General features: G+C 43.6%; 19 protein-coding genes. 10 read left to right on the plus strand and 9 right to left on the minus strand.

Going from position 1 to position 21066, the window contains the following annotated elements; translation table 11 throughout:
* Positions 1–196: 196 nt before the first annotated feature.
* Positions 197–1333, plus strand: a complete 1137-nt coding sequence (locus VME0621_RS04555) for a BamA/TamA family outer membrane protein (protein ID WP_006070362.1) — start codon at positions 197–199, stop codon at positions 1331–1333.
* A 61-nt stretch (positions 1334–1394) separates the two neighbouring features.
* Here the strand turns inward: VME0621_RS04555 and VME0621_RS04560 are convergent, their stop codons facing one another.
* From VME0621_RS04560 to ohrR, 3 genes are all read right to left on the minus strand, one after another.
* Complete coding sequence (locus tag VME0621_RS04560) at positions 1395–2312, minus strand: DMT family transporter (protein WP_062456135.1); 918 nt, start codon at positions 2310–2312, stop codon at positions 1395–1397.
* A gap of 229 nt (positions 2313–2541) precedes the next feature.
* The gene (locus VME0621_RS04565) at positions 2542–3456 is read right to left on the minus strand and encodes a LysR family transcriptional regulator (protein ID WP_062456139.1); all 915 of its coding nucleotides are present in this window, start codon (positions 3454–3456) and stop codon (positions 2542–2544) included.
* Between the two features lie 6 nt (positions 3457–3462).
* Positions 3463–3918: a transcriptional regulator OhrR gene (ohrR, locus tag VME0621_RS04570; protein ID WP_062456141.1), complete on the minus strand. Its 456-nt coding sequence runs from the start codon at positions 3916–3918 to the stop codon at positions 3463–3465.
* A 105-nt stretch (positions 3919–4023) separates the two neighbouring features.
* Here ohrR and ohr point away from each other — a divergent pair, with 105 nt between their 5' ends.
* The 3 genes from ohr to recQ all read left to right on the plus strand — a co-directional run bounded on the left by ohr (position 4024) and on the right by recQ (position 7982).
* Complete coding sequence (gene ohr, locus VME0621_RS04575) at positions 4024–4446, plus strand: organic hydroperoxide reductase Ohr (RefSeq protein ID WP_062456143.1); 423 nt, start codon at positions 4024–4026, stop codon at positions 4444–4446.
* Between the two features lie 270 nt (positions 4447–4716).
* Positions 4717–5517: a glucosamine-6-phosphate deaminase gene (gene nagB / locus VME0621_RS04580; RefSeq protein WP_031493925.1), complete on the plus strand. Its 801-nt coding sequence runs from the start codon at positions 4717–4719 to the stop codon at positions 5515–5517.
* Between the two features lie 332 nt (positions 5518–5849).
* Entirely contained in the window at positions 5850–7982 is a 2133-nt protein-coding gene (gene recQ / locus VME0621_RS04585; protein WP_062456557.1) for a DNA helicase RecQ, read from the plus strand.
* A gap of 323 nt (positions 7983–8305) precedes the next feature.
* On the opposite strand, the gene VME0621_RS04590 is transcribed toward recQ, so the two are convergent.
* Together VME0621_RS04590 and VME0621_RS04595 are read right to left on the minus strand one after the other, a co-directional pair.
* Positions 8306–10492: a malate synthase G gene (locus tag VME0621_RS04590; protein ID WP_062456146.1), complete on the minus strand. Its 2187-nt coding sequence runs from the start codon at positions 10490–10492 to the stop codon at positions 8306–8308.
* 113 nt (positions 10493–10605) lie between these two features.
* A complete protein-coding gene (locus VME0621_RS04595) occupies positions 10606–11559 on the minus strand; it encodes a LysR family transcriptional regulator (RefSeq protein WP_038222008.1) in 954 nt (317 codons plus the stop codon).
* A gap of 173 nt (positions 11560–11732) precedes the next feature.
* On the opposite strand from VME0621_RS04595, the gene VME0621_RS04600 reads away from it, so the two are divergent.
* Both VME0621_RS04600 and VME0621_RS04605 read left to right on the plus strand, forming a co-directional pair.
* Complete coding sequence (locus VME0621_RS04600) at positions 11733–13331, plus strand: isocitrate lyase (protein ID WP_038227404.1); 1599 nt, start codon at positions 11733–11735, stop codon at positions 13329–13331.
* 139 nt (positions 13332–13470) lie between these two features.
* Entirely contained in the window at positions 13471–14037 is a 567-nt protein-coding gene (locus VME0621_RS04605) for a hypothetical protein (RefSeq protein WP_062456149.1), read from the plus strand.
* Positions 14038–14118: 81 nt separating this feature from the next.
* Here VME0621_RS04605 and VME0621_RS04610 read toward each other — a convergent pair whose 3' ends face one another.
* Positions 14119–14409, minus strand: a complete 291-nt coding sequence (locus VME0621_RS04610) for a hypothetical protein (RefSeq protein ID WP_062456152.1) — start codon at positions 14407–14409, stop codon at positions 14119–14121.
* Between the two features lie 233 nt (positions 14410–14642).
* Positions 14643–15086 (minus strand): DUF2753 family protein, encoded by a 444-nt coding sequence (locus VME0621_RS04615; protein WP_006070350.1) that lies wholly within the window; start codon positions 15084–15086, stop codon positions 14643–14645.
* A gap of 178 nt (positions 15087–15264) precedes the next feature.
* Here VME0621_RS04615 and VME0621_RS04620 point away from each other — a divergent pair, with 178 nt between their 5' ends.
* Together VME0621_RS04620 and ykgO are read left to right on the plus strand one after the other, a co-directional pair.
* The gene (locus VME0621_RS04620; protein ID WP_006070349.1) at positions 15265–15522 is read left to right on the plus strand and encodes a type B 50S ribosomal protein L31; all 258 of its coding nucleotides are present in this window, start codon (positions 15265–15267) and stop codon (positions 15520–15522) included.
* A 9-nt stretch (positions 15523–15531) separates the two neighbouring features.
* Positions 15532–15675, plus strand: a complete 144-nt coding sequence (gene ykgO, locus VME0621_RS04625; RefSeq protein WP_006070348.1) for a type B 50S ribosomal protein L36 — start codon at positions 15532–15534, stop codon at positions 15673–15675.
* 106 nt (positions 15676–15781) lie between these two features.
* On the opposite strand, the gene VME0621_RS04630 is transcribed toward ykgO, so the two are convergent.
* Positions 15782–17041 carry a metal-dependent hydrolase family protein gene (locus tag VME0621_RS04630; RefSeq protein WP_006070347.1) on the minus strand — a complete coding sequence of 420 codons (1260 nt, stop codon included), beginning with the start codon at positions 17039–17041 and terminating at the stop codon, positions 15782–15784.
* 163 nt (positions 17042–17204) lie between these two features.
* Complete coding sequence (locus VME0621_RS04635; RefSeq protein WP_062456154.1) at positions 17205–17912, minus strand: GntR family transcriptional regulator; 708 nt, start codon at positions 17910–17912, stop codon at positions 17205–17207.
* 184 nt (positions 17913–18096) lie between these two features.
* Between VME0621_RS04635 and VME0621_RS04640 the strand changes: the two genes are divergently transcribed.
* Positions 18097–19425 (plus strand): 6-phospho-alpha-glucosidase, encoded by a 1329-nt coding sequence (locus VME0621_RS04640; protein WP_062456157.1) that lies wholly within the window; start codon positions 18097–18099, stop codon positions 19423–19425.
* Between the two features lie 57 nt (positions 19426–19482).
* Positions 19483–21036, plus strand: a complete 1554-nt coding sequence (locus tag VME0621_RS04645) for an alpha-glucoside-specific PTS transporter subunit IIBC (RefSeq protein ID WP_038227420.1) — start codon at positions 19483–19485, stop codon at positions 21034–21036.
* Positions 21037–21066: the final 30 nt, after the last annotated feature.

The following is a 21066-nucleotide window of genomic DNA, read 5'->3' on the forward strand; positions in this document are numbered from 1 at the left end:
GTCTCAAGGCCACTAGAGTAAACCTTCTAATGTCCAACTAAGACTCATAAAGCATTCGAATAGATGGCAGTTGGAGTATTTACTCATTCATCGTTAAACTACACAAATCTGACTTAGGAAGACCAGAATCCTTTATAGAATAAAGGAAAAATAGGGAGTCAACTTTCACCTAATAGGCCTAACTAAGTAGCAAAACATGCAAATACCTAATAGAACCCACCTATTCGCTTTACTGTCACTACCACTTGTTTTCATTTCAAAAAACACCAGTGCGGGAATGATGGACAGTTTTATCGACCCTACGGACGGCAGACTGGATGGCAGCCAATTTATCTTGGATAACGCCGCTGGTTTTTTGCCAGTTCCCCTTACAGTCACTGACCCAGCAGTTGGCGTCGGTGGTGGTGCAGCGTTGCTTTTCTTCCACGAATCAGACGAACGTAAAGCGAAACGCTTGGCCGGTGAAAAAGTTGAAGATATTCCAGCCAGTGCTTCCGGGTTGATGGCGCTTGGAACAAGCAACGGCTCCCATCTTTATGGTGGTTTTCATTCTGGCAACTGGCGTAACGACAAAATCCGTTATCTTGGCGGTTTGTTTGGCGCACAGTTCAACTTGAAAATGTACGAACAAGATACCCCTCTCGATCTAAGTTTAAAAGGATTGTATTTCTTTCAGGAGATTGATTTTCGATTAGGAGAGTCAAACTTCTTCCTTGGTGGCGCTTACAGCTATATGTCTTCGACATCGACCTTCGACCAATTGAATGAGCTAGCATTAAACTCTAGAGATGGACGAGTGGGCATTCGAGCGATGTACGATAGTCGCAACAACCAGTTTTCCCCAAGAGAAGGGACTAAAGCGGGTATCAAACTGGATTACCATAGAAAAGCCTTCGGGGGTCAATTTGACTACCAAAAATACAATGCTTATTTCCTCAACTACTCGAGACTTTCATCACAATGGGGGCTAGGCCTGCGCGCAGATGTAAAATCTATTTCGGACAACGTTGACCCACGAGCAGAAGTGTACGCCAAACCATTTATTGAAATGAGAGGCATAGCAGCCATGCGTTATCGTGGCGACAATACGGCCTTGGGTGAAATCGAACTGAGCTATGACATTGATAATCGCTGGACGATTCTTGGATTTGCTGGTGCAGGTACTGCATTCAATCATGATGAAAGCATCTCTAGAAGCAAAGTATATTATACCCAAGGTGCCGGTTTTCGATACTTGCTTGCCCGTCAGCTTGGTTTGCGTATGGGTATCGACGTCGCAAAAGGACCTGAAGAGTGGACAACCTATATTCAATTCGGTAGCGCATGGAAATAAACCTTTCCTCCGCTATGTTAAATGTGGCTAGTTGGGTAACCAATCTAGCCACAGTGATATCTTAGTTTGCCTGTTTCATACTGTATACCGAGTACAATACTAAGCATAACCCAACGGCGTGATAGACAGTAAATGCCTCACCTAGAACAAACACCGCCGCTAATGCCGTAATGCCGGGACCTATATTTGAGGTGACACTCAATTCGGTCGCGGTTAGTCGTGCCATTCCAGCTGCGATAAGGTAAGAGGGAAGCACTGTGCAGAAGATTCCTAATATAATACCCAGCAAAATTAGAGGAAACGACCAGTCACTCGGACTAATCCCTGATAAGGACAAATGCACTAGGATCGCTAATCCGGCGCTACCCATACCAATACTGGTAAACAGCTCGCTTCCTATCTTACTTATGATGTTTTTACTTAACATTAAGTAAGCGGCAAACACGATGGCCGATGCTATAGCCAAGCCACTCCCCTTCCATACTTCTCCGCCAAAAGACTGTAAGTCGTGAGCGATAATAAAACCAATACCTAAATACCCTATACCAACGGCTTTAAGCACAAGCTTGGACGGCGCTTGTCCCAAAAATACCCAAGAAAATAGCACCACGAAGCTGGGGAATAGGAATATAAGTAACCGTTCGAGTTGAGCACTGATGTACTCCAATGCGGCTATATCTAGATAACTGGCAACGTAGTAACCTAAAACGCCTACTAATGCAGCTTGCCAGCCATGACGTCTAACGTGCTGGCGCTTTTCCGCTGAGCGACAAAGAATACCAAGCACCAATAAATAAAAAGGCAGCGAGCTAAATGCGCGCAACGACATGATGGTTGTAGCATCGCCACCATATTGAAAAGCGATTTTAATCAATATCGGCTTGAGTGAGAAAAGCGCCGCTCCAGATAAAGCGAACATTAACCCTTTAACATATTGGGGCTTCGATGACGTTTGGGATGATTCTATCGCGTTGCTCATTCTTACTCCCTTTAAATAAAGGCTACGAGAATAAGCGGTGTGGACTGGCTACGCTTTACTCGTAGCCAGGCACAGAAAAACCTACCGAGCTACTAGTATATCGAGTAGAAGCCAGAGGTAGTTAGACTGTGCAAACATATGAATTTCCTTAGTGATGAAATAACAGACTATTTCATCACCTATCAATATGCAACTGCCAATACGGTTTTCATAAACAAGCAGCTAAGGGTTAAGCGAGATTTCGAAGATAATTACATAGCCATGCGATGGCATGATCGTTAATGCTAGCTCGGTTCCACACCAAACTGTATGCCACCTTACCGTATTCAAAAGGCAGGGGTTTTGCTACCAATCCTTTTGCTTGAAGCGCAATATCGGCCCATTTTTTAGAGCAAGTAAACAGCAAATTGGATTGATGACACAGTACAGCTGCCGCACCAAAGTCTGAAACATTCACTTTTACATCTCTAGCGCGATATTTCTGGCGTAGAGTCTGCTCAAAATAAGGGCGATTGAGTTCGGCATCTGAAATACCGATATGCTGACTATTTAGATAATCATCAATTGTCAGTTCACGTCCTGCTAACGGGTTTTCAGAAGACATTAGGCAAACCAATTCATCTTCCAGAATCACTTCCCAAATCAACTCTTTGGTATTGGTTGGGGCTTGGCTCACATCGTGAGGGAGAATAATGAAATCTACTTGGCCACTGTGCAAAGCGTCGAAGCCAAATCGAGCCTTTGTCATGATTTGGAGTTTGGCCTTTGGAGTGCACTCTATGGTAAGCCGCGCCAAGGAATGCGCAAACAACTCAAAAGTGCTTTCTCTCATCGATAGGCTGAACCGACCTTCAAATGAGTTTGGTTCAAATCGTGTTTGGTTCAATAAGCCGTTCATACTTGCCAGCATAGAGTGAATCAATGGCGCGATTTTTACGGCATAAGGGGTTGGCGTGAGTTGAGAACCATCACGGTAAAACAATTCATCGTCTAATATTTCACGTAACTGAGTGATGGTTTTGCTCACACTGGATGGCGTAACCGACAGTACTTCTGCTGATTTGGTGACACTGCTTGTGTCAAGCATGACATGAAGCGCCAGAAGGTGCTTAAAGCCTACTTTTGATAATCCTTCGATATCCATCAAGTACTAATCCATTAGGTTATTGGTCAATTGTTCACAGATTCGTTTCAATGTCAGCGCGTCTTCCAGTTCCAATTGAGCCTTACATGCAATGGAGTTGGGGACTAACATGGCTTTTTCACGCAGAGCAAAGCCCTGTTCTGTGACAGTAATCATTCTCGCACGCTCGTCTGTTTCACTGCGTTTTCTCTCCACAAGCCCTTTCTGTTCAAGTCTTTTAAGTAAAGGAGTTAGCGTTCCAGAATCCAACTTCAAGTCTGCACCAATGTCTTTAACGTTCATCGGGGCTTTCTTCCACAATACAAGCATGGTCATGTATTGCAGATATGTCAGGTCAATCTGTTCCAAAATTGGTCGATAAGCACGCGTCAACGCATTGCTTGCGCTATACAGTGCAAAGCAAACTTGCTTATCGATATCTAATGACTCTAGCTGGTCGAACTTCATATCTTTCCAAACCATTTATTTATATTGCGCACAATATACTTGCAATCACTCTTATTTGGCAATATGATTTGCGCACAATCTAATTACACACAATCATTATTAATACATAAGGAATGAATCATGTCTGCACTTTATACAACTTCTGCTACCGCTCTTGCTGGACGTAACGGACAAGTGACTACAGATGACGGTCTATTAGATCTTGCATTGTCATATCCTAAAGCACTTGGCGGCACGGGAACGGCGACTAACCCAGAACAGCTTTTTGCTGCTGGTTATTCAGCGTGTTTTTCGAACGCAATCCTTCATGTTGCTCAGCAGCAGAAGCTTAGCCTAAAAGCAGCGCCGACAAAGGCAACGGTTGCATTAAAAGCAAACGAACAAGGCGGGTTTGTTTTGGATGTTGCGCTTGATGTGACATTAGATATGGAAGATGCCGCTGCTATTGAACTGGTTCGTGTTGCACACCAAGTATGCCCATATTCAAACGCTCTACGAGGCAATGTCGATGTTGCAGTTACTGCAAACGGTCAAGCTATCTAAAGAATTCTAGAGGGTGCATCGCGCCCTCTTCGCTTTTCCCCTCAAAAATGACCTAGCTTACGTGTTGTAACCACTTTATTTACCTATCGAAATTTTTAACTTTCATCCCTTTCACTTTGTCGATTTTGTCGACATAAAGCTAATGAAAAGCGATCCCGATCAAGAAAAATCGCAAAATTCACAGAAAAGTAATAGCCGACTCGAAAAACTTATTTTATAATGCGAATTAATGTTTCAGAACAAACTAAATTCTATTATTAGGGGATCAACATGAGACTTATTCCATTACAAAACGCAGAACAAGTAGGTAAGTGGGCAGCACGCCATATCGCAGAGCGTATCAATGCATTCCAACCAACTGCTGAAAAACCATTTGTTCTAGGTTTGCCAACTGGTGGAACACCTCTTTCTACATACAAAGAGCTGATCGCACTATACAACGCTGGTGAAGTAAGCTTCAAAAACGTTGTTACTTTCAACATGGATGAGTACGTTGGTATCGACCCTGAGCACCCAGAATCTTACCGTTCGTTCATGTACAACAACTTCTTCAATCATGTAGACATCCAAGAAGAGAACATCAACCTTCTTGACGGTCTTGCTGATGACATCGATGCTCACTGTGCTGCGTACGAAGAAAAGATTCGTTCATACGGCAAGATCAACCTATTCATGGGTGGTGTGGGTATTGATGGTCATATCGCATTCAATGAGCCAGGTTCTTCTCTAGCATCTCGTACTCGTATCAAAACTCTGACAGAAGATACTCGTATCGCTAACTCTCGTTTCTTCGATAACGATATCAATCAAGTACCTAAGTACGCACTAACTATCGGTGTGGCGACTCTTCTAGATGCTGAAGAAGTAATGATCCTAACTCTAGGTCACAACAAAGCACTTGCTCTACAAATGGCAGTTGAAGGTTCTGTAAATCACATGTGGACAGTGACAGCACTTCAAATGCACCGCAAAGCGATCATCGTTGCTGACGATGCAGCTCAGCAAGAGCTTAAAGTGAAGACTGTTCGCTACTTCAACGAACTTGAAGTTGAGAACATCAAAGGTCTATAAACCAACTTTTTGAACAAGGGTAATGGAACTTTTTTGTTACCCTTTGTTCTAAAAAGACGTCACTTGCAACAAAAAGTGACTAGCAATGGAGTGCTAACGTATTCCAAAGCTCCGTATAAGTCGGGCTTATATGCCAAGCTAAGCCCGACTATCTCTTCTTCCCCTTCTTTCCTACTTAATCCGTTTTTTTGATTTCTAAACCATCGACTACAACTTTTATTGCATCCTTTCATTGAGTTAACCCGAGTAACCTCAAGTGACAACAGACTGCGCTTGAAAACGATCGTCACGATTGAGAAACTGTGTCGACCTATCCGAATATAGCCAAACCAATGACTCCACAACAATTACTCAAATCCCTTTTTGGTTATGATGAGTTCCGTCATCAGCAAGAGTCCATCATCAACACTCTTAGATCAGGAAACGATGTACTGACCTTAATGCCTACTGGAGGCGGTAAATCGATCTGTTATCAGATCCCTGCCATTTTGCGGCAAGGGGTTGGGATTGTTGTGTCACCACTCATTGCTTTGATGCAAGACCAAGTCGATGCCCTTCATCAGATAGGTGTAAAAGCCGCATATTTAAACTCAACTTTAACGCCCTATGATCAGCAGATTGTCGAACAACAGCTAAGATCTGGCGATATCGATATTTTGTATGTAGCTCCAGAACGACTGATGCTGGAGCGAACGCTTAGTCTGCTAGAGCAGTGCCATTTATCATTATTTGCCATTGATGAAGCACACTGCGTTAGCCAATGGGGACACGACTTTCGTCCTGAATACCAAAAGCTAGATGTCCTAAAGCAGCGCTTTCCTTCTGTTCCACGAATAGCACTTACCGCGACTGCGGATAGTCGGACACAGCAAGAAATTATCGAACAGCTGGCCTTGGAGAACGCCGAGGTCTTTGTTCACAGTTTCGATAGACCAAACATTCAATACCACGTCTCAGACCTTAGTAATGCCAAGCAAGAACTCTGGTCATTTATCCAAGCTCATCATCCAGAAGATGCAGGTATTATCTATTGCCTGTCCCGAAAAAAGGTGGAAGAAACAGCTCAATGGCTCAATGAGTTAGGTAAAGTTGCCCTCCCTTATCATGCGGGTATGTCTGCGGATCAGCGAGCGTTGAATCAACAAAGGTTCTTACGAGAAGATGGCATCATCATAGTTGCCACGATTGCGTTTGGTATGGGGATTGATAAGCCTAATGTACGTTTTGTTGGACACTTAAGTCTGCCGAAGAGTATCGAAGCCTATTATCAAGAAACAGGACGTGCCGGACGTGATGGACAGCCAGCCAATGCCTGGATGGCATTTGGCATGCAAGATATGGTATTACAACGCCAAATGGTGCAAAACTCCGACGCTTCGGAGCAATTCAAATTTACTTCCATTCAAAAACTCAATGCACTGCTAGGCTACTGCGACCTTGCCACTTGTCGCCGCCAAGCACTCTTGGCTTATTTTGGAGAATCACTGGAACAGCCGTGCGGTAACTGTGATAACTGCCTTACACCACCCGAGACTTGGGATGGACTCAAAGCGACTCAAAAAGCACTTTCTACCGTGTTTCGTACCGAGCAACGCTTTGGTGCCAGCTATTTAATTAATATTCTACTTGGCAAGTCAGACCAAAGAATTGAACAGAACCAGCACCATAACGTCTCTACGTTCGGTATCGGCACCGAATTAAATGCGAAACAATGGCAAGGCGTATTTCGTCAATTGCTTGCAATGAACCTGCTAGAGGTACATGGCGACCATGGCAGTCTCCGCTTGACCGAACATTGTCGACCATACTTAAAAGGTGAAGCCCCCATCCAATTACGAAAGCTTCGTAGTTCTAATTCAAAAGCTCGCTCTAGTACTAAAGGTCGCCGTACTGGACTTTCAACAGGAGACATCAAACAGTTTGATGTATTAAAACAGGTGCGCTCATCCTTAGCGACAGAGCAACAAGTTCCAGCCTATATCATTTGTAGCGACGCAACACTAGAAGCGCTATCGATTGAGAGACCTCAACAACTTGACGAGCTGCATCAAATCTCAGGGTTTGGCGAGACTAAAATCAGTAAATATGGTCAGCGCTTTATTGATGCTATCGAACCCAAAACAGAGCAAGAAATCGTCTTAAATGAGACTGAGCTTGAGTCACTAACACGACTTCAACAAGGATTGGCGCCTGAACAGATTGCGACTGAGCGTAATATTAAACCAGCAACGGTATTGGCCCATTTAGCCAAAGCAATAGAAATCAATGCCTGCCAACTCGAACAAGTCGTCGATATTAGTGAGGCAGAGTATGACACCATCACAACAGCAGCAATAAGTTTAAAGACATTGCAAGATTACAAACTCAAGCCGCTCTATGAGTACCTTGAGCAGAACTACGACTATGCGGTTTTGAAGTGCGTCATAGCAAAAATCTCATCAAACGCAAAAAATTCTGTGAAATAAAAATGAAAAATCAGTTTTCAAGTTTGCTATTCGCTTTACCACTTTAGTCTAATGTTCCAATCGGAGTGGTGAATATATGATCAAACTGTTTCTACATCATTATGTAGCCAACGATCCTTAAGATTTTTGTATTGGGAGACTCAGCCCTCCCGAGTTTACTATTACTATCTTTCACACCGAGACTATGTTCTCGGTGTTTTTTTATCTGTCATATATTCCCCCTACGTTCAAAACCCTTCATCGCAAGATAAAAAAAACCGCGCTCTAAAGCGCGGCACCTTGGGCTCGGTTTAATTGGGGGTGTATTTTTTATAGTTGATTGTTTAGTGTTGGGTTGCTTTTAGCTTCAAGCGCATCGCATGAAGAACAGGCTCCGTGTAACCATTAGGTTGTGCACAGCCTTCAAATACAAGCTGGCATGCGGCTGAAAACGCAATGCTACTTTCAAAATCAGGCGCCATATTTTTGTAGTTAGGGTCACCTGCATTTTGCTCATCAACAACCGCAGCCATGCGCTTCATGGTTTTCATAACCTGCGCCTCATTACAAATGCCGTGACGTAGCCAGTTGGCGATATGTTGACTAGAGATACGTAGTGTCGCTCTGTCTTCCATCAGGCCAATATCGTTGATATCCGGTACCTTAGAACAGCCAACACCTTGGTCAATCCAGCGTACAACATAACCTAAGATACCTTGCGTATTGTTATCTAGCTCGCTTTGGATATCTTTCGCCGTCAACTTTTGATTGCCTAGCAACGGAATCGTCAAGATGTCGTCCACATTCGCTCGAACTCGCTCGCGTAATTCTTTTTGGCGGCTAGGCACACTCACTTTATGGTAGTGCAGCGCATGGAGTGTTGCCGCTGTTGGTGATGGAACCCAAGCGGTATTCGCACCAGCTTGAGGGTGACTAATTTTAGCTTCCATCATCTTGGCCATATTATCGGGCTCAGGCCACATCCCTTTACCGATCTGTGCTTTACCTTGCAGTCCACAGGCAAGACCAAGGTCAACGTTTTGATCTTCGTATGCACCAATCCAAGTCATACTCTTCAGCTGTGCTTTAGGAGCGAAGGGGCCAGCTTCCATACTGGTATGAATCTCATCACCAGTTCGGTCTAAGAACCCAGTGTTAATAAACACCACACGATCTTTCGCAGCGCGGATACACTCTTTTAAGTTAACCGACGTACGGCGCTCTTCATCCATAATGCCAACTTTGATGGTGTATCTCTCTAAACCTAGGGCATCTTCAATACGACCAAACAGTTCATTGGTAAATGCTACTTCTTCAGGGCCGTGCATCTTAGGCTTAACGATATTAATGCTGTCAGCGGTTGAGTTTTGATACTGGCTGTTGCCTTTCAAGTCATGCATTGCAATTAACGATGTAATCATGCCATCCATGATACCTTCAGGCACTTCATTACCTTGTGCATCAATAATAGCCGGGTTCGTCATTAAGTGGCCCACATTTCGTATAAACAACATACTGCGGCCTTTGAGCGAAATTTCTCCGCCTGACACGCTAGTATAGTGACGGTCGGGATTGAGACTACGAACAATGGTTTTACCATTTTTCTCAAGCGACTCTTGTAGGTCGCCTTTCATCAGCCCTAACCAGTTTCGATAGGCAAGCGCTTTGTCTTCACCATCCACTGCAGCTACTGAATCTTCGCAATCCATAATCGTAGTCAGTGCCGCTTCCACCAGCACGTCTTTGATACCCGCGGCATCAACACTTCCAATAGGAGCTGTCGGATCGATTTGAATCTCAATATGCAGATTATTATGCTTCAACAAGATGCAAGATGGTGCGCTTGCATCCCCTTGGTATCCAATGAACTGATCACTGTCGATCAACGTAACTTCCTCACCGTTTTCCAACGTTGCGGTTAACGTATTGCCGATACTGACGTTGCTGATACTGTATTTAGTCACGTCTTTATGAGAGACACCATTTAGCGGTGCTGCTTCATCAAGAAACTCTCGGGCATAAGCCACCACTTTTGCTCCACGAACCGGATTAAAGCTTCCACCTTTCTCTGCACCATCATTTTCACTGATGACGTCTGTTCCATAAAGCGCGTCGTAAAGACTTCCCCAACGAGCATTAGCAGCATTCAAGGCAAAGCGAGCATTCATAATAGGAACAACCAACTGAGGACCTGCTTGCGTTGCAATCTCAGGTTCAACACTGGCAGTGGTGACTTGGAAGTCATTGCCTTCTGGTACTAGGTAACCAATCTCTTGTAGGAACTGTTTGTATTCTGCTGCATCTATTGCATGTCCAGCCCGCTCTTGGTGCCAAGCGTCAATCTGATGTTGTAGATCATCACGCTTAATTAACAGCGCGCGGTTTTTAGGCGCTAAGTCTTTAAGAATGGACTCAAAAGATTGCCAAAAGTCGTCAGCATTAATGCCAGTGCCAGGCATCACCTGTTCATTAACTAATTGGTAGAGGGTGCTATCAATGTTCAAGCTTCCCTGTTGAATACGATTGCTCATAAAATCTCTCTCGAATTAATCGATGACTATTCAATAAATTTACGTAACAGACGAAAATTTAGCTAATTTATGCCATTTATAGTGAACATTCACATAATAAATACCCAATTTCACTACTCTGTTACACCACTTTCTAGCTCGTTTGCCACACTCTTAATCAAGCGTCTCATCCATTGGTGATCCGGATTACTTTGCAAAAGTGGGCTCCATGCCATCTTCACTTCAAAAGGCTCAATCGCAAATGGTGCTGGCTTTATCAGAAGCTTAGGATTATGACGCTGAAGCTGCGCCGCTTTGGTTGGAATGGTAAGGATCAAGTTTTTCTGCTGAGCAAATAGGATGGCCGACAAATAGTGTCGAGTGAACACCGTAATGTTGCGGGTCTTACCAATACGCATCAGCGCTTCATCAATCCAACCGAGCTTTTGTGCCTCACTGGGATTAATCCCAACCCCAGTCCCCATCCCGGTTTTACTTACCCAAATATGCTGTGCTTTCAAATACGACAACAAATCAAAGTTATCCGCTATCGGGTTGTCGCAGCTAAACAAACACGAAAAGCCATCGTGCCACAAACTCATTTGATGGAAGGATTGAGGAATATCATCAAATCGGTTGATGATGATATCCACCGTTCCTTGCTCTACATCTTGGTAGCTCACATCACTGGGGGTCATGATGTCTAAGCGGATTTTTGGCGCTATTTCACTTAGCCGCTTAAGCAAAGGTTGGATGATGGTGGATTCCGCATAGTCACTTGCCATGATGCGGAACACGCGTTCACTGTCATCGGCATGGAATTCAGTGGTCGGCTGTAGTGTCTTTTCAACGTTTGCCAAGATATTGCGAATCACTGGTTGCAGTTTTTGCGCACGCTCTGTCGGTATCATTCCCTCGCTCGTTCTAACCAACAACGGATCTTCAAACAGATCACGTAATCGGCGCAAACCATTACTCATGGCGGGTTGGGTAATGCCCAACTGATTTGCCGCTCTGGTGACATTTCTTTCCCGTAGCAACATGTCTAAATACACAAGCAAATTAAGGTCTATACGAGCAATATTCATATAAAAAATACCGAATATAATAACTATAAATTAACAAAATTATCACACATGCGGCTACGATTTGTCCATAACAACAAATTAAACGGGTCGTCCCATCTGAAACATGAAGCCCTCGGAGAAAGATGACTAAGCCATTTGGCCAATAATATCCAACGTGAAACTAAGGAATAGTTATGTCGCAAATCACTCAAGATATCGAAATGATAGAAGTTGCAAAACGCGCTGCTGGTGCTCCATGGGATGCTATTAATCCAGAATCTGCTGCTCGCATGCGTGCTCAAAACAAATTCAAAACGGGTCTAGATATCGCGCAATACACAGCAGATATTATGCGTGCTGATATGGCGGCCTACGATGAAGACAGCTCTAAGTACACTCAATCATTGGGTTGCTGGCATGGTTTCATCGGTCAACAAAAACTGATTTCTATTAAAAAGCACTTCGGTGGTAAAACCGACCGTCGCTACCTTTATCTTTCAGGTTGGATGGTTGCAGCACTTCGTTCAGAGTTTGGTCCACTGCCTGACCAATCAATGCACGAGAAAACGTCGGTTGCTGGTTTAGTAGAAGAGCTATACACATTCCTACGTCAAGCCGATGCTCGTGAGCTGGGTGGTTTATTCCGTGCTCTAGATGCTGCTCGTGAAGCGGGTGATGTGGATCTACAAGATTCTATTCAAGACCAAATCGATAATCACGTAACGCACGTTGTACCTATCATCGCGGATATCGATGCTGGCTTTGGTAACGCAGAAGCAACTTACCTAATGGCGAAACAGATGATCGAAGCTGGTGCTTGCTGTCTTCAAATCGAAAACCAAGTAGCGGATGAGAAACAATGTGGTCACCAAGACGGTAAAGTAACGGTACCTCACGCTGATTTCCATGCCAAACTTCGTGCACTACGTTACGCTTTCCTTGAGCTAGGTATCGATAACGGTGTTATCGTTGCACGTACTGACTCACAAGGTGCTGGCCTAACAAAAGAAATCGCAGTAGTTAAAGAGCCAGGCGACCAAGGCGACATCTACAACTCTTACCTAGACGTGGAAGAGATCGATGTAGCAGATATGAAGCAAGGCGACGTTTGTTTCAACCGTGAAGGTAAGCTGGTACGTCCTAAGCGTCTACCTTCAGGTCTATATCAATTCCGTCAAGGCACTGGTGAAGACCGTTGCGTATTTGACTGTATCGAGGCGATTAATGCTGGTGCCGACCTACTGTGGATTGAAACTGAGAAACCACATATTGGTCAAATCAAAGAGATGATGGACGGCGTACGTGAAGTTCACCCGAACGCTAAGCTAGTTTATAACAACTCACCATCATTTAACTGGACACTTAACTTCCGTCAGCAAGCTTATGATGCAATGGTTGAAGCAGGTGAAGATGTATCAGCATACGAGCGCGCTAACCTAATGAGCGCTGAGTACGACGAAACTGAACTGTCTAAGCGTGCTGATGAAAAGATTCGCACTTTCCAAGCGGATGCCTCTCGTGAAGCAGGGATCTTCCACCACCTAATCACGCTACCAACATATCACACTGCTGCATTGTCAACTGACAATCTAGCGAAAGAGTACTTCGGTGAGCAAGGCATGTTGGGCTACGTAGCCAATGTTCAACGTAAAGAAATCCGCCAAGGTATTGCCTGTGTGAAACACCAAAACATGTCTGGCTCAGACATGGGTGATGACCACAAAGAATACTTTGCAGGTGAAAATGCGTTGAAAGCAGCCGGTGAACTTAATACTTCTCACCAGTTCGACTAATTAAGGTGGCGATTTGCTCTCTACACACTTATGAGAGTAAATTGATAACACACCTAGAGAGTGAGAATTGCGCCCCAAGACGCAGTCTCACTCTCCACTTCTGTTAGACTAAATTCATTCATGTTTGTTGAGAATGCCTATGACTACAGTTCCTTCCTATCTCCAAGATGCTAAAGAGTTACTATCACAAGATGGCTTTGCAACCAGTGATGTTTGGTACCACGGCACCTCATCGGCGCTACTAAGTTCAATCCAAGGACAAGGGCTTAAGCGCTCCGGCGACAAAGCTCTTAACCAAGCCGCGAAAAAGACCATGGCAACGATAGGTAACAATTACACCGAATCTGTCGCGCCTGTTTTTCTGACTCAAAGTAAAGAATTGGCTTATTATTGGGCACAGCAAACCGTTCGAGACCGCAGCGTTCGTTTTGAAGGTGAAGAAGAACCTATCGTCCTTGCGGTAAATTTATCAGAAAAACAACGTGCCAAAGTAAAGCCCGATGTGGGGGCGATGAGCCTACTAATGATGAGCGTAGGTGAGCGGTTTATGGCGCACTTAGCGCAGATTTATCAAAGCAACAATATTGAAGGTCCCGATATTGACCTGCGAACCGCGGATAGAATGGATTACTTAAATAAGCTCGGCATGGCCTATATCGATCAAGACGTCAGCCTTGCTTGTGTTAGCGTTGTTTCTGAAGCATAACGCCTGCTAGTTTTCCCCCAAGATTTCGAAACCGAGATATCAAATCTCGGTTTCTTTCATTTAACGAACATAGATTTCGCCTTACATTCGCTTGTGGCCTGATGTATTAAGCCCATCACCTTCATGAATCACATTGCCATTGATGGTTATTGAGTCTGGACAGGTCAACGTTTTGCCCCATTTAAGCTCTACGGGCTCTTCGGTACTGCCTTTATAAAGGCAGGTTTTTACTTTTGTGCTGACTACATTCCTAACCAATACTTCCGCTTCACCAACATACTCACCATGTCGCGGCGTTTGCTCGTTAGCAAATGAGAATGATGAGAGTGAAAGAAGGATCGAAGCCAATATGATTTGAGTAAGTTTGCTCATAATAATTCCCCTTGACGTTAATCGTTAGCGAATAGCCGAATACTCCTTTACTCTGCTCATGTCGAACACTATAAGGCGTTTTTTTGACCAATAAAAAACACGTACTATCAGGAAAACTGATACATTTTCATAAGTCATTGTTTCTTTGCAATGAGAACAATGAACTATCATCACATCTCATATGTAGCGAAGATTAAAGGAGAATTGCATATAGGAGAGACAACTTAAGCCGATCAATGAATTTTAAACTTCACAATCAACTCACAATCATTTGTCGTTTGCATGTCAGCTATATGATTTGCAACCTTTGGATTCGGATGGCGTTTAAGAAATTCGACCAATGCAGACTTGCAACACCCCAACGAAGAGATAAAACGATCACAACTAGTGCGCGGGCATTGGGGTAACAAGGTCATCACTTCTTCTGAAGCTAGTTGTAAGTACTTCAGTTCATACTCACTGTCTCCTTGTGCACGCCAAAAGTCAGCAAGGTTATGGCAGGACATTACTTTAACCGCCAGCAGATCTTCCAACTCTTCAAGGTCTGATGTATCAAATTTCATCTGCTGTGATTCAGACAGCGCGATTTGGTAATGGGCGACCGCTGCCATCAACTCCCCTTGTTTCTCCGCTTCGTCGGCTAACAGTGTATGTCTTTCCCATTTTTTCATATCCATCGGTCTAACCTTCAACTCTCCTTACCAAGAAATTAGATGATATTGATTATCATTTAAATATCAACCGTAACTTTGTTATGGATTAGTCATCACACAGACCACTATTGAAATTTCTGTTGCATTCTTCATTCGATAACGATTATCATTTGATATGTTATAACATAACAATTGGGGTATTATGAAACCGAATATTCATCCAAATTATCGTCAGGTTATTTTTCACGATACGAGCGTAGACAAGTACTTTATCGTTGGCTCAACGCTGGAAACAGACCGAACTATCGAGTGGAAGGATGGTAAAACCTATCCGTATATGACTATTGAAGTGTCATCGGAATCACATCCTTATTACACAGGAAAACAAAGAGTTATTCATAAAGAAGGACGAGTAGCTAATTTCAATCGCCGCTTCGGCCATGTCGCCACCAACAAGTAAGGAACACAAATGAAGGTACTTAGCTCACTCAAAAGTGCTAAACAGCGCCACCATGATTGCCAAGTCGTTAAGCGCCGCGGTCGTATTTATGTAATATGCAAATCCAACCCAAGATTTAAAGCGGTTCAAGGAAAAGTGAAGAAGAAAGCCTGACTGCAAGTTATCGGTAATAAAAAAGGGCAATGAATGATGACTTCACTGCCCTTTTTTGTATATTTGCTCGTTCTTTTACATTGAAGAAAGTGCCGCTTTCATGAGGCTAAAGAGTGTTTTTGTAAACGACACCATCCTTCATGATGATTTTTTGTCTATCGCAATTCATAACACAATCTACGCCATTGAGCGGGTTACCATCGATAATCAATAGATCCGCGTAAGCTCCTTCAACAATCTGACCCAGTTTCCCTTGCGGGTATGGGTGCTGGTACGTTGACATCTCAAACAAGCGCCCACAGTTTGAAGTTGCCATACGCAGCGCAGTTATCGTATCGAAGGTTTGCTCGATAGCCGCCAACTCATTAAGTTGAGTCGCGTGCACATCTTTCTCACCCACACAATCAGTACCGAATGCCAAGTTTTGGATGTCATATTTCTTAATAAGCTCAGCGGAGTGAAACATCGCTTTACCAACTCGCTCAGTTTTGCGATAAGTTTCTTCATTTGGCAGCGGTATTTTTCGCTCTGCAATTAAGGACGACGTGAAGTATGACGGGATAACCCAAATCCCCTTTTCTTTGATAGTTTGTGCGATATCGTCATCCATGATTGTCGCATGTTCAAAAGACATGACTCCCGCTTCAGCAGCTCGGCGCATCGCATCTGCGGTATGAATGTGCGCCGCTACGTAGGTTCCATAATCAGAGGCCGCTTCAACAGCCGCTTTCATTTCATCCAACGTGTACTGCAATGTATCTAGTGGATCGAATGTTGAGGAAGCACCACCACCGGCCATAATCTTGATTTGAGAGGCGCCCATAAACAACTGCTCGCGTACTGCTTTTAATACTTCAGCACGACCATCCGCGACTTTCATCGCTCCCAGTTTCATCATCGGTGAATCTTCGTGGTCACCTTTGCGTTCTTGAGCTCGGTTTTGGCGGTAGTCAGAATGACCACTCGTTTGAGAAATAGCCGCCATAGACGGCAAAATGCGAGGTCCTAATGCGTAACCATTATCTATACTGGTTTTGAGTCCAAGCGTATTACCAGCCACGTCACGAATGGTGGTGAACCCACGCATTAGCATCTCTTCGGAAATCTTGGCCGAACGAATCGCCACTTCCTCACGTGTCATGGTATCAATAACATTAAACGGCGCAGAGAGAGTAATATGTACATGGGCATCAATCAGACCAGGCATAACTGTGCCACCCTTCGCATCAATAACTTCATCAGCAACTGAAAGATCAATATCACCAATCTCTACTATCAAATTGTCTTCAATGAGAATCGATACATTCTCTATCAGCTTGTCATCGACACCGTTAAATACATTTGTATTGATAATCACTTTTTTCATGATGGCTTCCTCTAGAACACTATTAAGTTGATGGAGGCATCATAGACAAAGCAAAGGTTAGTGAATTGCCATTTGGCGACATAATTGCTGATTATTTAGGCAGACCAAATATCCCTAAAGGGTTTCACCCTTGATAATACTGCCACACAATTTACTTCTTAAATCACCGATAGGCTATATAGTCAAAGCTGTACTGATTTACTCTAAAATAGTGCACCGTATACTCAAACACGATACCACTTTCTAGCTCACCAACAGAATCGACGCGAATAACCGGATCGGCCATATCCATATTGAGTTCGTCAGCGGTTATTTTATTCAATATTTCGGGCTTGATCGATTGACGAGAAAGTTTGATTTTTAGTCCTTTCGTCTTTTCTATGTAGTCGTATTTGGAGCTACGCATGGCTTTAATACTAAGATCGGGAAATAGAGAAACGGGTAAATACGTGTGTTCTAGCACTTCAGGCTCATCATCTATCATTCGTAAACGGCGGATTGAATACACCTCTTCTCCAATTGAAACGTTAAGCTTATCTGCCACTAGCTCATTGCATTCAATAAGTTCAAACGTAATTATCTTCGAGCTTGGCGTCTTGCCTTGTGCCGAAACCTCTTCTACGAAGCCGCTCAAGTGCAGAGCATTATGTTGCGCCTTAGGTGCTTTAACATAAGTACCGCTGCCCCTTTGGCGAAACAATAAATCTTTATCCACCAGTAGTTGCATTGCTTTACGAATAGTCACTCGGCTTACATCAAACTCTTTTTGCAGCTCGCCTTCAGTTGGCAAGATAGAGCCTGCTGACAGTTCACCATTACTGATCTTTTCAATCAAAGTATCAGCTATCTGCAAGTATCTAGGTTTACTCATCTCATCTCCTTAATCTCCAAGCATGATAAAAGTAAACTGTGATCGACGATACATTTAAAATACTTTTAGGCTCGATTATTGTGAAGGATATTATAATTCACACTCAAAGTATCTTATATGTATTGCCCAAAATAATACTTTTAAGATACTTTTGTGTCATCAAGTTAAACATCAGGACATTTCAATGAACAAGCAAAACCTAACCGTTGTTGGCGCAGGCAGTACCTACACGCTGGGTATGATGAACAGCCTAATTGCAGAAAAAGATACCTTTCCTTTAAAGCGTGTTGTTTTTTATGACATTGATGCTGAGCGCCAAGAATCAAATGCCAAAGCGACAGAGATTCTATTTAAAGAGCATTATCCGGAAGTTGAAGAATTCATTTACACAACAGATAAAAGTGTCGCATTCTCAAACTCAGACTTCTTCTTTATTCAGATTCGTACTGGCGGCTTAGAAGGGCGCGAACGAGATGAGCAAATTCCGCTCACTCACGGCTGTGTCGGTCAAGAGACATGTGGTGCTGGCGGTATGGCTTACGGCCTTCGTTCTATTGGTGACATGATTGAGTTGGTTAACGATATCCGCTCGTACTCAAAAGAAGCATGGATCCTTAATTACACCAATCCAGCAGCGATTGTTGCAGAAGCACTTAACCGTGAATTCCCAGATGATAAGCGCATCCTGAATATTTGCGATATGCCAGCCGCTATCATGGTGAGCTACGCAAACCTATTGGGTTGTGAGTTCTGGGATCTAGTACCTGAGTACTTTGGCCTAAACCACTATGGTTGGTTTACCAAGATCAAAAATAAACGAGGCCAAGATCTGACGGATGAAATCAAGAACATTATCCTACACCAAGGAATTAGTGCCGTTGATCCTGAAATTGCTGATGATCCGTCATGGCAAGCCACATTCCAAAATATGAAAACGATGCTTGAGGATAATCCAGAGTATCTGCCAAATACCTATCTCCAGTACTACTTGTATCCAGAAAAAATGGTCGCAAAAGAGCAGATCAACAACACTCGAGCACGCCAAGTGATCAACGGTCGTGAAAAGAGAGTGTTTGAGTTAAACCAACGCATTATTGATGCTGGGACAACCGCTAATGAGACCTTACACGCTGACATTCATGGACGCTATATGGTTCGGGTAGCAGCATCCCTAGCGTACAACATGGGCGACACTTATTTGGTCATCGTGCCAAACAATGGTGCGATTTCAAATCTTCAGGATGATGCCATGGTTGAGGTGCCTTGTGCCCTAACTAATGACGGCCCTAAAGCGTTTGCAGTTGGCACCATTCCAACATTCCAGAAGGCCATGATTGAAAGTCAGTTAGGATACGAAAAATTAGTTGTCGACGCATGGTATGAAGGTAATAGACAGAAATTAATCAATGCATTAACCCTCAACCGTACCGTTGTTAATGTCCCTAAAGCGAAAGCTATCGTTAACGATCTTCTAGAAGAAAATAAAAACTATTTGCCACAATTTTCCCAATAACTTGAACCGCCTCTGAGCAGGAAGGAACTCCTGTTAAGAGGCACCTTTGAGGTCACTATGAAAGACATGATACAAAGATTTGGGGCAGCCATGTTTGTCCCTGTTTTGCTATTCCCTGCGGCAGGTATGCTGCTTGGATTTACCGTTATGCTCCTAAACCAAGATCTGTTCCCTTGGGCAGTTCCTGGTTCAACATGGCACAGTGTTTCAACCATTTTGCTACAAGCGTCATTAGCTGTTTTCAAAAATATGTCTCTTATTTTTGCAGTTGGCTTACCCATCGCGCTAGCAAAATCAGCGTCAGGTCGTGCGGTACTTGCCACCCTCGTCTCTTACATCACTTTTAACTACGTTATTGGTGGAATACTACAATTTTGGGGGACCGATCTTGGCGTCAATTATGTTGCTGGTGAGCGTGGTCTAACTGAAATTGGCGGAATCTTAACACTGGATACCAACCTTTTAGGTGCTATCGTTATCGCGAGTGTATCGGTTTGGGTTCATAACAAATACTTTGACCGTAAACTGCCGGACTGGGCTTCTGTGTTCAATGGCACCCCATTAGTGGTTATCATTAGCTTCCCTATGATGGTTGCACTTGCCGTTATCACATGCTTTGTATGGCCAACTATCCAAGGTGGTATCAATGGTCTACAAACGTTCTTAGTCAACTCAGGTTCGTTCGGTGTTTGGGCATTTACTCTTCTTGAGCGTCTGTTGATCCCTACTGGTTTGCATCACTTTGTTTATGGTCCCGTATTCTATGGTCCAGTCGCGGTTGATGGTGGTACTGTTGCTTACTGGATCCAGCACATTCAGCAATTTGCAGAAAGCAGCGCACCCTTAACTGAACAATTCCCTCAGGGCGGCCTCATGTTAACAGGTATGGGCAAAGTGTTTGGATGTACAGGTATCGCACTAGCCCTTTACTCAACCGCGAAACCAGAAAAGAAGAAGATGGTACTAGGACTTGTTCTAGGTGCAGCCATTACCGCAATTCTGACAGGGATTACCGAACCTATTGAGTTCACATTCCTATTTATTGCGCCTGCTTTATTTGTTTTACATGCACTACTTTCAGCAACAATGGCGACGCTTGCCTTTATGCTTGGTGTATCGGGTAACTTCCAAACTGGATTAATCGACTTTGTTTTCCAGAACTGGCTGCCATTAGGTGCAAACCACATGGGTACGTATGTGATTCAGATAGCACTAGGTCTCACCTTCACGGCTATATATTTCTTCAGCTTCCGTGCAATTATTCTGAAGTACAACTTAATGACTCCTGGGCGCGATGATGCGGAAGTGAAATTTGTGTCTAAGGCAGAGTATCGTGCATCACAAAAAGGAAATACTGTAAACGGTAGCGAAGACGGCCAAGCCAATGCATTCATTGAAGGCTTAGGTGGGCGCGACAATATCGAGTTACTAACTAACTGTGCTACACGACTACGTGTGAAAGTCAAAAACGCTGAGTTGGTTCAACCAACATCCTATTTCCAACAACAAGGTGCTGTTAACGTGGTTCGTAATGGAGAGAGTTTCCAAATTATTGTTGGCTTGACTGTACCACAAGTTAGAGAAGAGATGAGCCAACTCATTCAAGCCTAACTTCCCTACTATTTTTATACTTCTACTAAG

The organism is Vibrio mediterranei, assembly GCF_900088415.1.
In the GTDB taxonomy this organism is placed as follows: Bacteria; Pseudomonadota; Gammaproteobacteria; order Enterobacterales; family Vibrionaceae; genus Vibrio; species Vibrio mediterranei.

Coding starts and splice junctions, on each gene's coding strand:
- VME0621_RS04555 (WP_006070362.1), top strand. CDS start 197: ATGCAAATACCTAATAGAACCCACCTATTCGCTTTACTGTCACTACCA.
- VME0621_RS04560 (WP_062456135.1), bottom strand. CDS start 2,312: ATGAGCAACGCGATAGAATCATCCCAAACGTCATCGAAGCCCCAATAT.
- VME0621_RS04565 (WP_062456139.1), bottom strand. CDS start 3,456: ATGGATATCGAAGGATTATCAAAAGTAGGCTTTAAGCACCTTCTGGCG.
- ohrR (WP_062456141.1), bottom strand. CDS start 3,918: ATGGTTTGGAAAGATATGAAGTTCGACCAGCTAGAGTCATTAGATATC.
- ohr (WP_062456143.1), top strand. CDS start 4,024: ATGTCTGCACTTTATACAACTTCTGCTACCGCTCTTGCTGGACGTAAC.
- nagB (WP_031493925.1), top strand. CDS start 4,717: ATGAGACTTATTCCATTACAAAACGCAGAACAAGTAGGTAAGTGGGCA.
- recQ (WP_062456557.1), top strand. CDS start 5,850: ATGACTCCACAACAATTACTCAAATCCCTTTTTGGTTATGATGAGTTC.
- VME0621_RS04590 (WP_062456146.1), bottom strand. CDS start 10,492: ATGAGCAATCGTATTCAACAGGGAAGCTTGAACATTGATAGCACCCTC.
- VME0621_RS04595 (WP_038222008.1), bottom strand. CDS start 11,559: ATGAATATTGCTCGTATAGACCTTAATTTGCTTGTGTATTTAGACATG.
- VME0621_RS04600 (WP_038227404.1), top strand. CDS start 11,733: ATGTCGCAAATCACTCAAGATATCGAAATGATAGAAGTTGCAAAACGC.
- VME0621_RS04605 (WP_062456149.1), top strand. CDS start 13,471: ATGACTACAGTTCCTTCCTATCTCCAAGATGCTAAAGAGTTACTATCA.
- VME0621_RS04610 (WP_062456152.1), bottom strand. CDS start 14,409: ATGAGCAAACTTACTCAAATCATATTGGCTTCGATCCTTCTTTCACTC.
- VME0621_RS04615 (WP_006070350.1), bottom strand. CDS start 15,086: ATGGATATGAAAAAATGGGAAAGACATACACTGTTAGCCGACGAAGCG.
- VME0621_RS04620 (WP_006070349.1), top strand. CDS start 15,265: ATGAAACCGAATATTCATCCAAATTATCGTCAGGTTATTTTTCACGAT.
- ykgO (WP_006070348.1), top strand. CDS start 15,532: ATGAAGGTACTTAGCTCACTCAAAAGTGCTAAACAGCGCCACCATGAT.
- VME0621_RS04630 (WP_006070347.1), bottom strand. CDS start 17,041: ATGAAAAAAGTGATTATCAATACAAATGTATTTAACGGTGTCGATGAC.
- VME0621_RS04635 (WP_062456154.1), bottom strand. CDS start 17,912: ATGAGTAAACCTAGATACTTGCAGATAGCTGATACTTTGATTGAAAAG.
- VME0621_RS04640 (WP_062456157.1), top strand. CDS start 18,097: ATGAACAAGCAAAACCTAACCGTTGTTGGCGCAGGCAGTACCTACACG.
- VME0621_RS04645 (WP_038227420.1), top strand. CDS start 19,483: ATGAAAGACATGATACAAAGATTTGGGGCAGCCATGTTTGTCCCTGTT.